11 protein-coding genes are annotated in these 16,185 nt (G+C 59.0%); all 11 read right to left on the bottom strand.

Going from position 1 to position 16,185, the window contains the following annotated elements; genetic code table 11:
* Window positions 1-75: 75 nt before the first annotated feature.
* Window positions 76-513 (bottom strand): c-type cytochrome, encoded by a 438-nt coding sequence (locus CAK95_RS29290; RefSeq protein ID WP_157699663.1) that lies wholly within the window; start codon window positions 511-513, stop codon window positions 76-78.
* Between the two features lie 112 nt (window positions 514-625).
* Complete coding sequence (locus CAK95_RS17800) at window positions 626-2,932, bottom strand: xanthine dehydrogenase family protein molybdopterin-binding subunit (RefSeq protein ID WP_086089123.1); 2,307 nt, start codon at window positions 2,930-2,932, stop codon at window positions 626-628.
* 16 nt (window positions 2,933-2,948) lie between these two features.
* On the bottom strand, window positions 2,949-6,122 hold the full coding sequence (locus CAK95_RS17795; protein WP_086089122.1) for an efflux RND transporter permease subunit: 3,174 nt from the start codon (window positions 6,120-6,122) through the stop codon (window positions 2,949-2,951).
* A gap of 8 nt (window positions 6,123-6,130) precedes the next feature.
* A complete protein-coding gene (locus CAK95_RS17790) occupies window positions 6,131-7,333 on the bottom strand; it encodes an efflux RND transporter periplasmic adaptor subunit (protein WP_086089121.1) in 1,203 nt (400 codons plus the stop codon).
* A 136-nt stretch (window positions 7,334-7,469) separates the two neighbouring features.
* Window positions 7,470-9,050, bottom strand: a complete 1,581-nt coding sequence (gene murJ, locus CAK95_RS17785; RefSeq protein ID WP_086091495.1) for a murein biosynthesis integral membrane protein MurJ — start codon at window positions 9,048-9,050, stop codon at window positions 7,470-7,472.
* Between the two features lie 114 nt (window positions 9,051-9,164).
* Window positions 9,165-10,316, bottom strand: a complete 1,152-nt coding sequence (locus tag CAK95_RS17780) for a DegT/DnrJ/EryC1/StrS family aminotransferase (protein WP_086089120.1) — start codon at window positions 10,314-10,316, stop codon at window positions 9,165-9,167.
* Between the two features lie 30 nt (window positions 10,317-10,346).
* Window positions 10,347-11,348 (bottom strand): Gfo/Idh/MocA family protein, encoded by a 1,002-nt coding sequence (locus tag CAK95_RS17775; protein WP_086089119.1) that lies wholly within the window; start codon window positions 11,346-11,348, stop codon window positions 10,347-10,349.
* 186 nt (window positions 11,349-11,534) lie between these two features.
* The gene (locus CAK95_RS17770; protein WP_086089118.1) at window positions 11,535-12,284 is read right to left on the bottom strand and encodes a transaldolase family protein; all 750 of its coding nucleotides are present in this window, start codon (window positions 12,282-12,284) and stop codon (window positions 11,535-11,537) included.
* 81 nt (window positions 12,285-12,365) lie between these two features.
* Complete coding sequence (locus tag CAK95_RS17765) at window positions 12,366-13,793, bottom strand: mannose-1-phosphate guanylyltransferase/mannose-6-phosphate isomerase (RefSeq protein WP_086089117.1); 1,428 nt, start codon at window positions 13,791-13,793, stop codon at window positions 12,366-12,368.
* A gap of 55 nt (window positions 13,794-13,848) precedes the next feature.
* Window positions 13,849-14,865, bottom strand: coding sequence for an NAD-dependent epimerase (locus CAK95_RS17760; protein ID WP_086091494.1), 1,017 nt, complete (start codon window positions 14,863-14,865; stop codon window positions 13,849-13,851).
* Entirely contained in the window at window positions 14,862-16,145 is a 1,284-nt protein-coding gene (locus tag CAK95_RS17755; RefSeq protein ID WP_086089116.1) for a nucleotide sugar dehydrogenase, read from the bottom strand. The genes CAK95_RS17760 and CAK95_RS17755 overlap by 4 nt, the downstream gene beginning before the upstream one ends.
* Between the last annotated feature and the right edge of the window lie 40 nt (window positions 16,146-16,185).

The raw sequence follows: 16,185 nt of genomic DNA, 5'->3' as shown, positions 1-16,185 counted from the left end.
AAGCCTTGGAAAGCCAAAGGGCGGCGCGTCAATCGACGGGCCGCCCTCCGCGATCCGGCTCCCGCCGGGTATTCGTTATTTGGAGATACGGTAGGATTCGTGGCAACCGCCGCAATTCTTGCCCATGGCGCTGAACGCGACCTTGAAGCTGTCGAGATCCTTCACCGATGTCTGCGCCGCCTTCGAATCGGCTTCGAATTTCGCCATGGCCGCTTTGAAGCCCGCCATGTCCGACCAGATTTTCGGAGCTGCGGTGGTTTCGCCCCCGGTCTTTGAATCGTCCGGGAACAGGCTCGGCATCTTGCCGGCAGCATTGGCATAGGTCACAAAGACCGCCACAGCCTTGGCGTTGTCGTAAGGCTCAGCGCCCTTCGCTAGCGCCGCACCGGTCTTGGCAGCGGCACCCACACCTTTCATGATTTGCTTGCGTTCGGCGATCGCGTTGGATTGAGCGACAACGGCGGTGGCGCCAAGCGCAACGGCGAGCACAACGCAAGCGGTGCGGAATATCATATGTCTAACCCCATTTCTGGAAATCGATCGGATGGCAGGCGGTATCCGAGGCAACCCCGGACTGCACTTTGTTATTCCTAAAAAGTAACAGGAACGCCATTCCCAATTACCATCACGAACACGTGATCTTTCCGCGTTTTGCTGAATCGATGGCGCACCAGACCCGTTCCGGTGTTGCCGGCATATCGATACGGTCGATCCCATAAGCACGCCATAATGCATCAATAATCGCATTGATGACCGCGGGGCATGAGCCGATGGCGCCGGCTTCGCCCGCGCCTTTGACACCCAGCGGATTGACCTTGCATGGCACATTCCGCGTCTCGAATACGAAGCTGGGCATATCTGCGGCTCTTGGCAGGGCATAATCCATGAGGCTCGCAGTCAGGAGCTGCCCGGAATCCGAATCATAAACTGTGTTTTCCATCAGCGCCTGACCGATGCCCTGCACTGCCCCGCCATGCACCTGTCCCTCGATCAAAAGCGGATTTAACGAAACACCGAAGTCATCGATCACAACATAATTGACGAGTGTCGTATGGCCGGTTCCCTCGTCGACCTCGATCTCGGCAATATGTGTGCCGTTTGGATAGGTCGGCGCCGTCGGCGTGAAGGCGTCGGCTGCCCGCAATTTGTCAGGCGTCGCCTTGGGATGCGCGGCGAGATCGGCAAACGAGATGGCCCGGTCGGTTCCGGCGACGCGAAGCATGCCATCGGCAAATTCAAGATCGCGCGGCGATGCTTCCAGCGCATCGGCTGCGATATCTTTCAACTGATCCGCAAGCTGTGTTGCGGCCATCGCGACGGAGTTGCCGCCGGCCGGAATGGAGCTTGAGCCACCCGTTCCCGTGCCGGTTGCGATCTGCGCAGTATCGCCCTGGAGCATACGCACGCTCTCCGGCGGGACAGAGAGGTGATCGGCAATGATCTGCGAATAAGCCGTGTCATGGCCCTGCCCGGTCGTCTGTGTGCCGACATGCAGCTTTATCCGGCCATCCTTTTCGAGAGATATCGTTGCGGTGTCCGGCCCATTACCGCCGCAGGCTTCGATATAGGTCGCAATGCCGATGCCGCGCAGACGGCCATGCTCGCGTGCGGCAGCGGCACGCCCTTCGAAACCACCCCAGCCGGCAACGTCCTGCGCCCGCAGCATCTGTTCGGCGAATTCGCCGGTGTCGTAGGTTTTTCCGGTCGGCGTCCGGTACGGCATCTGATCCGGGCGGATGAAATTCCGCCGCCGCAATTCATCCGGCGCAACACTGATCTGGCGCGCGGCGGCATCGACCAGCCGCTCGATCACATAGGATGCTTCCGGCCGGCCCGCCCCGCGATAGGCATCGACCGGCACAGTGTTGGTATACGCGGCTCGCACGCGGATGAAGCAGGCCGGAATGTCATAGACCCCCGGCAGCATTGCCGCACCGATATAGGGAATGTACGGCGCATAGGTGGACAGATACGCGCCCATATCAGCGATGGTATCGACATCGAGCGCGAGAAAGCGGCCGCCGGAATCCAGCGCAAGGCGTGCCGTCGTAATATTGTCGCGGCCCTGTGTGTCACCCAGAAAATGCTCGGTACGATCAGCGATCCATTTGACCGGCTTACCGGTCTTCTTCGCCGCGACAGCGGCGAGCGCATATTCGCGATAGGCAAACAATTTCGTTCCGAATCCACCGCCAACATCGGGCGTGATCACGCGCATCTTATCGGGCGCAATTTTGAGCACCTGCTTGCCGATGATATCGCGAATGGCGTGGCTGCCCTGACTGCCAAGCGTCAGTGTGTAATGATCCCGCGCTGCGTCGTGCTCGGCAATCACGCCCCGTGTATCGAGATAATTGGTGACGAGACGCTGATTGACGAGCTTCAGCGTCGTAACATGCGCAGCGCTCGCAAATGCGGCTTTGGTGTCGTCGCTCTCACCGAAAGTGACTTCGAAAGCAAGATTGCCTGGCCGATCCGGCCATACCAGCGGCGCTCCTTCCGCAAACGCGGCTTCGGCCCCGATCACGTGCGGGCGCGGTTCCCATTCGATCGCAATCGCTTCCGCGGCATCGCGCGCCTGGTCGAGCGTATCGGCGACCACGAAGGCGACGGCATCGCCAACATGGAAAACCTCGTCATGCGCAAGCACCGGACATGGCGGCACGATCATCTTCTGGCCCGGCACCCCGACCACACAGGGCATCAGACCAAGATCCGCGATATCTTCGAAGGTCAGGATCGCGCGGATACCGGGCATGTCGCGTGCCCGACGAACATCCGCAATGCTGAAACAGGCATGCGCGTGCGGCGAGCGCACGACCACCGCATGGCCAACGTCGGCTGGTGCGAGATCGGCCACATAATGACCCGCCCCGCGAATGAGCGGGTCATCTTCCTTTCGCGTCAGTGCCTGTCCGACGCCAAATTTCATACGGTCCTGCTTTGTATCAGGCGTTCGGTTCGGTTTGTGCCTGCTGCGGAGCAGCTCTCCGCCGCATGAACAGATCCTCAAGCCAGCGTACCACGACATAAAAGACCGGGGTAAAGATCAGACCGAAGACCGTCACGCCAATCATGCCGGATACAACCGCGGTCCCCAGCGCCTGCCGCAACTCCGCGCCGGCGCCCATCGCAATTGCGAGCGGCACCACGCCCAGAATGAAGGCAAGCGATGTCATCAGAATCGGACGCAACCGCAGCTCTGCCGCCTCCATTGCCGCCTGGAACCTGTCGCGCCCCTGTTCTTCCAGTTGCTTGGCAAATTCGACGATCAGGATCGCGTTCTTGGCCGCAAGTCCTATGAGCACGATGAAGCCGACCTGCGTCAGAATGTTATTATCCTGCCCACGCCAGACCACACCGAAGATCGAGGCGATCAAACACATCGGCACGATCAGAATGACCGCCAGCGGCAATGTCAGACTCTCATATTGCGCGGCCAGCACGAGGAACACGAACACCACCGCTAATATGAAGGCAAACATCGCCGTGCTGCCAGCGCGGATCTGCTGGTAGGCGAGCGTGGTCCACTCATAGGCGAAACCGTCCGGCAGCGTCTCTGCCGCAAGCTTCTCCATGATCTGAATGGCCTGTCCCTGCGAAAAGCCAGGCGCTGCCGAACCGTCGAGTTCCGCCGCCGGATAGATGTTGTATCTCGGCACGCGATACGGACCGGTGATATCCCGAACAGTGGTGAAGGCACCGATCGGGACGGTATCGCCATTGGAATTGCGCACCCGCAGATCAAGGATGTCCTTCGGCTGTAGCCGATACGGCGCCTCGGCCTGCGCCTGGACGCGGAAGGTACGTCCAAACAGGTTGAAGTCGTTCACATAGGACGAGCCGATATTGGTCTGCAGCGTGTTAAATACGTCTGGCAGATTGATGCCGAGTAGTTGCGCCTTGGTGCGATCGATATCGAGATAAAGCTGTGGCGTCGACACCTCAAACAACGAATAGACCTGCATCAGCCCAGGCGTCTGCGCTGCGCGCCCCATCATGGCGCCGACGGCCTGTTGCAACGCCTCCGGTCCACGGCCAGCACGGTCCTCCACCATCATGCGGAAACCACCGGCGTTACCGATGCCCTGCACGGGTGGCGGCTGAACGACGAGCAGAAGAGCTTCCTTGATCGCCGCGTATTTGCCGAACAGCGCGCCCTGGATGCCGGCCGCCGATTGTGCCGGATTACCGGCACGCTTGTCGAACGGATCGAGGATCACGAAGATCGCGCCGGCATTCGGAGCATTGGTAAAGGTTGCACCCGAGAAGCCGACGATATTGATCGCATTCATGACGCCGGGCGTTTCAAGCGCCAATTCGGTCGCACGCTTCATCACCGCATCGGTGCGCTCAAGAGACGCACCAGGCGGCAATTGCGCGGCAACGATCAGGTAGCCGAGATCCTGCTGTGGAATAAAGCCTTGTGGGGCTTTACGGAATTCGTTCAATCCGACGCCAATGATGACGGCATAAAGAGCCAGCATCAACGCCGAGCGCCGGATCAGACGCCCCGTCAGCCAACCATAGCGTGACGACAGCCAGTTAAACCCGGCATTAAAATATCGGAAAAAGCCGTGGATCGGCTTTTCCCACCATCTGTCTTCATGGCTCTGGCTGTGCGGCTTGAGCAATAACGCGCACATCGCCGGCGATAGTGTCAGGGATACGATCAGCGAGATCGCCGTCGCGCCGGCAATGGTCAACGCGAACTGACGATAGAACTGACCGGAAATACCGGTAATGAACGCAGCCGGAATGAACACGGCTGAGAGCACAAGCGCGATGGCAACCAGCGCGCCGCCCACTTCATCCATGGAGCGGATCGCCGCTTCGCGCGGACTGAGCCCCTGCCCGATATTGCGCTCGACGTTTTCGACGACGACGATGGCGTCGTCGACCACGATACCGATCGCCAACACCAGTCCGAACAGCGACAGGTTGTTGAGCGTGAAGCCGAACACGCTCATCATGAAGAAGGTCCCGATCAGCGACACCGGAATGGCCACGATCGGAATCACTGCCGCCCGCCAGGTCTGCAGGAACAGCATGATCACCAGCACGACGAGAACGACGGCCTCGAAGATTGTCTCGATCACCGCATTCACCGACTGTTGAATGAACTGCGTCGGGTCATAGATGATCGTGTATTGCATCCCCTCGGGGAAAGCCTTGGCGAGCTCGGCCGTCGTCCTACGGATGCTATTGCCCGTCGCAAGCGCATTGGATCCTGGCCGCTGGAACACGGCGAGCGCCACGGACGGATTGCGGCCGAGATAGGACGACGACGAATAATCCTGCCCGGTCAACTCCACGCGAGCGACGTCCTTGATGCGCACGACTGCATCTTCGGTCTGCTTCACGATGATGTTGCCGAATTCCGTTGGGTCCGAAAGACGGCCCAGCGTGCGGACGGCCACCTGAAACGAGAGCTGATGCGGCACCGGTGGCGAATTGAGAACGCCACCCGCGACCTGAACATTCTGTCCCTGCAGCGCGTTCGTCACATCCTGTGCCGTAAGGTTCAGCGATTGCAGGCGATTGGGATCAAGCCAGACCTGCATGGCGAAATCGCGCGCACCGAACACCGTGATCGAACCGACGCCGTCAAGGCGTGTCAATACGTCCTTGATCTGCAGGTTAGCGTAGTTGGTCAGAAAAATCGGATCGCGTGATCCATCAGGCGAAAATAGATTCACCACCATCAGGATGTCGGGCGAACTCTTTGCGACCACGACGCCAATCTGCTGGACGGGCAGCGGCAAGCGCGGCTGTGCTATCGCGACACGATTCTGCACCTGGACTTGAGCGATATCGAGATTGGTGCCGAGATCGAACGTCACCGAAATCGAAAAACGACCATCGGCGGTCGAGTTCGACGAGATGTAGATCATCCCTTCGACGCCGTTGACCTGTTGTTCGATCGGCGCGACCACCGTATCGGCAACAGTCTCGGAGCTGGCACCAGGATATTGACCGGTAATGTTGATCACCGGCGGCGCAATTTCCGGATATTGCGCGATCGGCAAGCGCACGAACGCCACCGCGCCGAGAATGATGAAAACAATCGAGACGACCGCGGCGAAAATCGGCCGGTCGATGAAGAAATGAGAAATCTTCATGGCCGGCCCTATTTCTGCGCCGTGCCAGCGGCCGGCGGAGGTGCAGCACCAACCTGCGGATCGACTTTTACGCCGGGACGCACGCGCATCAGACCATCGACGACGACCCGGTCATCGGCTTCAATACCGCTCTTGATCACACGATCGCCGTCGGAAAGCTGGCCCAGCACGACGTATTTCTGTGCGATAGAATTATCCGGGCGAACGACATAAACGAACTTCCGCGCCTGTTCGCTCCCGATGGCCGAATCCGGAATCAGCAGCGCCTGATAAGGCGGCGAAGCCGGGACCTGTAACCGTGCGAACATGCCAGGCGTAAAGACACCAGCCGCATTTGCGAAGGTCGCGCGGCCACGGATCGTGCCGGTACTGCGATCGATGACGTTATCGAGAAAGTCCATGCGCCCGACATGGATGAAGTCTTTTTCGTCGATCAGTTTCAAACGCACGAGCGTTGAGCCGCCGCGCGCAGCGATGTCGTCCTTTTTTGCTTTCTTGCCGCCGCTCAGGGCCAGCCGCTCGTAGCGAAGATACGAAGCTTCATCGAAAGTGAATTCGAAGCGGATCGGATCGGTCGACACAATGGTCGCAAGCAACGTCGTGTTGCCCGACGTGCCGCCCGTGACAAGATTCCCAACCGAGACACGGCGGTCGCCGATGCGTCCGGTGAGCGGAGAACGCAATTCAGTGAATTCCAGATCGAGCTCAGCCTGTTTGACCGACGCCTCATTGGCGGCAACGGTCGCAACAGCAATGCGCTGGGCTTGCAGACGCTGTTCATAGGTCTGCTCGGTGATCGTCTTGTCTTTTACGAGTTGCTGACCACGCAACAAATCGGCCTCGGCATAGGCAAGATTGGCGCGAGCCTGCGCCAGATTGGCGCGAGCCTGCGCAAGCGTGTTCTGGAACGGGCGTTTGTCGATGGTAAAAAGAAGCTCCCCCTCCTTTACCATCTGGCCGTCCTTGAAGTGGATTTTCTCAAGATAACCGGAAACACGCGCGCGGATTTCCACCGAATCGACGGCCACAAAGCGGCCGACATATTCGTCCTGATCGATAACGTTGCGCTTGATCGGCTCGGCGACGGTCACCGCCGGAGGCGGCGGCGCGGCCTTTTGCTGTTGTTGGCCTTGGCCACAACCAGCAAGCAGAAATGCGAGAAGGACCACCGGCAACGCGGCGCCAAACGACCGATACTTTTGTCTAATCATTACTGGCTCAAAAGCGCTCGTAGCCGAATTTCAACAATCCCCGGCGGACACATAGGCCATTCGGCCGGAAGTTCAAATACCGAACATTCCCGCCGGTTAACGGCGAAAAACAAAATTATCCAGTCTACACAATGGCTTAACAAAAATTTTGGGGCTCACCGGACTTCGCGACATTAGCGGACGCGGCCCGATCCGCTGCAAAACCACGGAACCAGTTGCGCCCAAGCAACAGCCCGATAAGGGCTGCGTAGGTCACGGTTGCGATGACCGCAAGCATCGCCAGCGCAGCCTCATCGCGGAAGGCTGGCAGATTTGTAAGCAAAAAAGGCATTGCTTTTGAGGTGAGAAAAATAACAACCCCAAGCACGCAACCGCTGACCGCCAGCATGATCATTGACCGCCGCAGCCGCGCATCCATGGTGATGATCCCGGCCCTCGCTGCGAACCACACCATGAGACCGACATTCACCCAGGCTCCGATGGCGGTGGCCATGGCAAGACCGACCTGCGCCAGTGGTCCCATCAGCACGATCTTGAACAGGATATTGATCGCGACAGCCGTCAACGAAGCCTTCACTGGTGTCGCGGTGTCGCCTCGCGCAAAGAATGGCGCTGTCATGCTGCGGATCAGCACGTAGGGAATGAGACCGAGCGCGTAGGCGGCCAGCGTTGCGGCCGCGGCCGATGCATCGCCACCGGTGAATTTCCCGCGCAAAAACAGCGCCCGCATGATCAGCTCAGGAACGATAAGGAACGCGACCAGACACGGGATTGTCAGCAGGAGCGTTAATTCGATCGCACGGTTTTGCGCGTGTCGCGCACCGGCATCATCTCCAGAGGCAAGACGGCGCGACATCTCCGGCAGCAGCACTGTACCGACGGCAATACCAATCACACCAATGGGAAGCTGGTTGATGCGGTCTGCGTAATACAGCGCCGAAATCGCGCCGGCCGCGAGAAAGCTTGCAATGATCGTGTCAGCAAACATCGCAAGCTGCACTCCCGCGGAGCCAACGGTTGCTGGACCAAGCGCCCGGAAGAATTTCCGCACATCCTGATCGAGCCGTGGCCTGCGAAACCGCGCTAACACCTGCGCCCGGCCGGCGTCCCCCATCACCAGCAGCAATTCGAGAATACCGGCGATCAGCACGCCCCACGCCGCGGCATGACCGGCCGTCGGAAAAAACGCTGCCAGAGCCATCGTCACCATCATCGAGAGATTGAGCAGGATCGGGGCAGCAGCTGGCGTCGCAAAATGATGGATCGAATTCAGGATGCCGCCGTACAGCGTCACCAGCGACACAAGCAGTAGATAGGGAAAGGTGATGCGGGTCAGCTCGGTGGCGAGTGCAAAGCGGCCAGGATCTTCGTTGAAGCCCGGCGCCAGCAGCGCAATCACATCGGGTGTAAACGCCAGCGCAATGACAAGCAGAATGACTTGACTTCCCAGCAGCAGCGTGAAGATGCGATCCGCGAACAGCTTCGCAGGATCGGGTCCATCCTGCTGGCGGATGCGGGCGTAGGCGGGCACGAATGCGGCGTTGAACGCTCCTTCCGCAAAGATCGCCCGGAAATGATTGGGAAGACGCAGCGCGACGAAGAATGCGTCAGCGACAGGGCCAGCGCCAAGGATGGCGGCCAGCATGATATCACGCATGAAGCCGGTGATGCGCGAGAGCAGCGTGAAGCCGCCAACTGTGAAGATGCGTTTGATCACAACGGATGTCCGAACCGATCGTAGGCCCGGCACACCGGGCCGCAGCATGATGGCCGCGGCCTCCTCACTTGGCCAGCGCCCGATTCAACAACGTTGAATCAGACATCGCATTCTCTAACGCAATGCCCGACGCACCGCATCGATGATGCGATCCTGAGTCGGCTCGTCCAAGTAGGCATGCATCGGCAGGCTGATCACTTCGTCGGCCAGTTGCTCGCTGACGGGAAGCCCATTCCCAGCAACCGGGAATTGGCGATAAGCGGTCTGGCGATGCAGTGGCCTAGCGTAATAGATCGCGGTCGGGATGCCTTCAGTCTGCAAAGCCTTGGCCAGCATGTCACGTTTTCCTGGTGCTAGCCGGATCGTGTATTGCGCCCAGACCGACTCATAGTCTTCCGGCACGACAGGAACAGTTGCGATATCCTTCAGCTCTTTTGAATAGCGCTGCGCGACCCGATTGCGCGTTACGATCTCGTCGCGGAAAATCTTGAGCTTTTCGATCAGCACCGCGGCCTGAATCGTGTCCAGCCGTCCGGTCAATCCAAGGCGCACATTGTCGTATTTGTCAGCGCCCTGCCCGTGAATACGCACGCTTTTCAGAATGCTCAGCAATTCGTCATCATCGGTCAGCACCGCGCCGCCATCGCCATAGCAGCCGAGCGGCTTGGCCGGGAAAAAGCTGGTCGCGGTCGCGTGGCCAAGAGTGCCGATATCCCTCCCCTTGTATGTTCCGCCGAAACCCTGCGCAGCGTCGTCGAGGATGAAAAGCTTTTCGGCATCCGCGATTTCCGCAATTGCATCATGATCCGCCGGCAATCCGAACAGATCGACCGGGATAACCGCCTTTGGCTTCAGCCCCTGCGCCTTGGCTGTGTTGATCGCCGATTTCAGGCTCTCGACATCGATATTGAACGTATCGGCATGAACGTCGACGAAAACCGGCGTGGCGCCGATCAAGGCCGCACTTTCCGCCGTCGCGCAGAAGGTAAAGGTCGGGCAGAATACCGCGTCACCAGGACCGATATTTTTCGCCATCAACGTCATGACCAATGCATCGGTCCCGCTCGAACAGGACAAGGCATGCTTGGCGCCACAAAAGGCCGCGAGCTGTTGCTCGAACGCCGTGACTTCCGGCCCCATCAGAAACTGGCAGTGATTCAGGACGCGCGTCGTTGCCTCATCGATCACACTACCGAGCCGCCGACGCTGCGCCACAACGTCAATGAAAGGGATCGGTCGCTGGTCGATACGGGTATGCTGGTTCATTGTACTCGGCAGCTCTGATGCGGTGAATGTTCAGCCAGCGGCGCGGCGCGGCTCAGGACGACGCGACGCCGCCTTGGACGGCTGGCGATCTTCGAGACAACGCATTGCGACATCAAGGCTTTCGACGCCTTCTTCGCCAGTGACAGGCGGCGTCTTGTCGTCACGCACCGCACTGACGAAGGACTGAAGTTCGGCGCGGAGTGGTTCAGAATGACCGACCGAAAGATGTCGCATCGAATAGCTGCCATCCGGTTGGAAGCCGAAGCACTCGCTGACCTGACGGGTCAAAAGATCGCCGATGAGGTATTTCTTGCGCGTTGCGACATGCACGGTGCGCGCCTTGAACGGTGTTAGCCAATTGGTGTTGATATGGGCGAGCACGCCGGAGGCGGTGCGGAATTGCAGCAGCGCAATGTCCTCACGCTCGGCAATCGCGCTCGACAATTGCGGCTGCACCTCGACGATTTCAGAATCGGTGAACCAGCGAATGAGATCGATATCGTGCACGGCAAGATCGATCACCACGCCGACATTCGACATGCGCGGCGGAAACGGCCCGACGCGCGTGATGCCGATCGAGAGGATATCCTCGTCCTTGATCGCATCCTTGATCGCCTGCACGGCCGGATTGAAGCGCTCGACATGGCCGACCATCAGCTTCACACCGCGACGCTTCGCAGCAGCGATGATCTCGCGGCCCTCATCCACGTTCGATGCGATCGGCTTTTCAACCAGCACATGAATGCCGCGCTCGATGCACTTCAATGCCATCTCATGGTGCAAATGGGTCGGTGCGGCGATGGTGACGGCATCGAGACCGGGCCCAAGCAGATCGTCGACATGTTCGACCGCCGGAACGCCCAGAATCCGGGTCACCAGCTCCCGCTGCTGCTCGCTCGGGTCCGCAACGCCGACCAGTGTCACATCGGGCAAGCCCGCAAAAACACGGGCGTGGTTAGCCCCCATGATGCCGACACCAATGACGCCGACACGCAGCGGCCCCTTGGCGCTGCTCTCAACTGCACGAACCATCTAGAAATACCCCCCGCCGAAGCGGCCAGAAAACCGAAACCTGACTAGCATGCCGTTCGCGGCTGCGTCATAATTTCGTTTACCCTATTCAAACACCTTTTGAGTCAAAGCGTTACGGTTGACCCAGGCCGGTGCCGCCGGGATGCGTCACGCACAAGGTATTAAAGCACCTAAGAATTGCAGAGCTTACTCAGCCGCAGCCCGTCCCCCAAGATCAAGCCGCAACCCGGCTGACAAAGCATCCTCCCGGAAAGCCTTCACGGCATCGAGCGACAGGTCTTCACCCGTTTTGGTCCCCAATGCTGGCATTTTTTTCAACACGTCGGCCGGTGCCGTGATGATGTGGCAGCCCATCTGGTCGGCTTCGATGACATTGTAAGCCTCACGTGTGGAAGCCCAGATGATCGCGACATTTGGTGTAGCACGGGCCTGCGCGATCGAATCGCGCATCAACGGGGCGTATTCGATGCCGAAATCCGCCAAACGCCCAGCAAACACGGAAACACAGGCCGGCGCGCCGCCGCGCAGCGCATCGATGGCCTTGGCCACCTGCTCGGCCGTGAAGATGGCTGTGAGATTGATCTTCACCCCGTCGGAAGACAAGGCGCGGACCGCTTCGTAAAGCGGCTCCTTGCGCGTCGTCATCACCGGCAGCTTGACATAGACGTTCTGGCCCCAAGAGGCGATCACGCGGCCCTGCGCCACCATTTCCGGGATATCGTCGGAGAAAACCTCGAACGAGATGTGCCGGTCCGGCACTGCGGTGACCAGATCGCGCGCATAGGCCTCATAATCGCTGACGCCCGCCTTCTTCAGCAGCGACGGGTTGGTCGTAAATCCGGCAATCCATCTGTTCTTCGCCATCTCTACGATCTGGGTCTTGTCAGCCCCGTCCGTGAACAGCTTGATCTTCAGATCGTCGAGTTTGATCGCCATGACGCCAACCTTTGTGCACTGCATGCTTCCAACATGCCGGTTCACTTACGGATCGACTGTAGCACAAAAGCGGCGGCGGATTTAAGAGCGCCGGTAATCGTCCTCGATACGGACGATATCGTCCTCGCCGAGATAGCTGCCGGTCTGGACCTCGATCAGTTCCAGATCGATCTTGCCGGGGTTTTCCAGCCGGTGCGGCTGGCCCAGAGGAATATAGATCGACTGGTTCTCATGCAGCGTCGTGACCTGGTCGCCGATCGTGACGCGGGCCGTGCCACGCACCACCACCCAATGCTCGGCACGGTGATTATGATATTGCAACGAAAGCCGCCCGCCCTTTTTTACGACGATGCGCTTGACCTGATAGCGATCGCCATTGTCGAGCGACTGATAATTGCCCCACGGCCGATGGACGCGAATGTGGTCTTCGGTGACTGCCGGCGCCACCTCTTTCAGCGTCTGCACTAGCCGCTTCATCTCGGCGGTATTTTTGCGGTCGGCGATCAGGACCGCATCCTCACTCGCGACCACCACGAGATCCTGCACGCCGAACAAGGCAATCAGCGGCTTCTCCGATGACGCGAAAGAATTCTTTGTATCGACAAACACCGCGTTGCCTTGCGCGGCATTTCCGTTCTCATCCCGCTGCGACAACTCCCACACCGCATGCCACGAGCCGACATCCGACCAGCCATAGGAGACCGGTATCACTGCGGCGCGTTTGGTCTTTTCCATCACAGCATAATCGATGGACGTTGGTTTCGCGCGGCCGAATCCTTCAGGATCGATCGTGATGAAGCCGAGATCGTTGCCCGCAGCATCAACGGCTGCTTTTGCTGCTGTTACGGTTGCCGCTTCAAAGGCGCTGTATTCGGCGAGAAGATCTTCGGCAGCAAAAACAAAATTGCCGGAATTCCACAGATACCCTTGTTCGATGTAGCTCTGAGCTGTCTTTGCGTCCGGCTTTTCGACAAAGCGCTCGACCGTAAAAATGTCGCCGTGCAGCTTCGCACCAGGGCAGATATAACCGTATTCCGTCGCCGACCGATCCGGCTTTACACCGAACGTAACGATACGACCTTCGCGCGCCGCACCCGACGCTTCACGGCAGGCTGTGACGAACGCCGACTTATCGGTAACGACATGATCGGCAGCGAGCGCCACCATCACCGGATTGCCGTCCCGACGCGAGGCGAAGACGGCCCCCGCAGCAATGGCCGGACCTGAATCGCGGCGCATCGGTTCAAGCATGATATCGGCCTCGACACCGATCTCGCTCAACTGATCTTTCACGATAAAACGATATTGCGTGTTGGTGATGATGATCGAACGCGCAAAAACGGCAGCATCCGCCACCCGCAGCATCGTTTCCTGAAATGTGGAGCGCGAGCCAAGCAATGGCAGGAACTGCTTCGGCCGTCCTTCGCGCGATGATGGCCAGAGGCGCGTGCCGGCGCCGCCGCACATGACGAGCGGAACAATACGGTCTGATTGGGCTGTTTGGTTCATGAAAGCTGAATCGTATGCGTTTACGAGGTCCCAGCCCGCTTAAAGCACGGAGGCCTTAAGTTCCCGTGTATCTGCGATACCAATCGACGAAATTGCGGATGCCAGTTTCTACCGGCGTCGATGGACGGAACCCGACATCGCGCATCAGGTCGTCAACATCGGCGTAGGTTTCGGGCACATCGCCTGGTTGCATCGGCAACAATTCGCGTTGCGCCGTCTTTCCGAGACATTTCTCCAGTTCGCTGACGATATGGAGCAATTCAGCCGGCTTGTTATTGCCGATATTGTAGATGCGGTACGGCGCGGAACTCGTTGCCGGATCCGGATTGTTTCCAGACCATTGCGGATCGGGGCTGGCAGGCCGATCAATCAGCCGCACGATGGATTCCACCACATCATCGACATAGGTGAAGTCGCGGCGCATATCGCCATGGTTGAACAGCTTGATGGGACGGCCCGCGAGAATGGCTTCGGCAAACAGCCACATCGCCATGTCCGGCCGCCCCCACGGACCATACACCGTAAAGAAGCGCAGACCCGTCACCGGCAGCCGGAACAGATGCGCATAGGCATGCGCCATCAATTCGTTGGATTTTTTGCTCGCGGCATACATGCTGATCGGATGATCGACGTTGTCGCTGACGCGAAACGGCAGGCGCGTGTTCGCGCCGTACACGGACGACGACGATGCAAAGACGAGATGTCGACAGCCGTTGTGGCGGCAGCCTTCAAGGACATTGATGAAGCCCTGCACATTCGCATCGACATAAGCGTGCGGATGCGTGATCGAATGTCGGACACCCGCCTGCGCCGCGAGATGAACCACATGCTGGAATTTGCGCTGGCTGAACAAAGCAGCCGTCGGCTCGCGATCCGCAAGATCGAGCTTGATGAACTCGAAATGATTTGACGTTGAAAGTTCGGCGCAACGCGCTTCCTTCAACCTCGGATCGTAGTAGGTTGTCATGCTGTCGACGCCGACAACATGGTGGCCTTGCGACAGCAAACGGCGCGTCACATGAAAGCCGATGAAGCCGGCAGCGCCGGTGACGAGGATGGGGGCGCTAGTCAAAGTCGCCACAACTCGATCGCTGCGGGCTTCGAGGCCCGATCAAGAATGCCTTTGACGTCGAATACAGCGCCGTTTTGGTCGCGCAGCAGACTCGAAATAAGGCTCCAACCTTCGCTCACATATTCATCGTGCGCGACAGCGAGCACCACGGCGTCGGCGGGTTTCAAGGCGTCACGCGCCACGAGCGTAATGCCGTATTCGTGCTTGGCTTCCGAAGCCAAAGCCATCGGGTCGTGCACCTGAACGGTCACGCCCGAGGATTGCAATTCATTGACAATATCCGCGACCTTGGAATTGCGCGTATCCGGCACATTTTCCTTGAACGTCACGCCCAATACGGTGACGACGGCGTGCGTCCGATGGCGTTTGAACAGGCTCTGCACGCAGGCCAGCGCAACGCGCTGTCCGACATTGTCGTTGATCCGCCGCCCCGCAAGGATCACCTGCGGATGATATCCCGCGCGTTCGGCACGATAGGTTAGATAATAGGGATCGACGCCAATGCAGTGTCCGCCGACAAGTCCGGGATAGAATCTCTGAAAATTCCATTTGGTGCCGGCGGCCGCAAGCACGTCGCCGGTGTCGATGCCAAGCCGATGACAGATCGCCGACAATTCGTTCATGAACGCGATGTTGAGATCGCGTTGTGTATTCTCGATCACCTTCGCTGCCTCAGCGACCTTGATCGACGGTGCACGGTGAATACCGGCGGTCACCACCGAGCCATACACATCGGCGACGACATCGAGCGTCGCCGCGTCCTGACCAGCAACAACTTTGGTGATGGTCTCGAACCGATGCTTCTTATCACCCGGGTTGATCCGCTCGGGGGAATAGCCGACGGTGAAATCTTTCCCTGCCTTCAGCCCGGATACGCGTTCCAGCACCGGAGCACAGTCCTCCTCGATGCAGCCGGGATAGACCGTCGATTCGTAAACGACGATCGAACCCTTCTTCATCGCGCGGCCGACCGTGTCAGAAGCGCCGAGCAACGGTCGAAGATCCGGCCGATTGGCACCATCGATCGGAGTTGGGACCGTGACAATGAAAAAATCCACGTCCGCGAGCTTTCCGGTATCGGCGGTGTAAACCAGCGTCGGCAGATGTAGATCGGCGCCTTCGATTTCTCGTGTCCGGTCCACACCGGACTGGAGCTCATCGATGCGCCCCTGATCGATATCAAAACCGACGACCTTGACGCCCGAGCGCGCAAACGCGACCGCGACCGGCAGGCCAACGTAACCCAGGCCGATAACGGCGATCTTTCTGTTATGGGACACGGCGCTTCCTTGAATTTCGAGAGCGGGTCATAGCCGGAAG

The organism is Pseudorhodoplanes sinuspersici (genome assembly GCF_002119765.1).
GTDB classification, from domain to species: domain Bacteria; phylum Pseudomonadota; class Alphaproteobacteria; order Rhizobiales; family Xanthobacteraceae; genus Pseudorhodoplanes; species Pseudorhodoplanes sinuspersici.
This window is presented reverse-complemented; position numbering and strand designations above follow the sequence as displayed.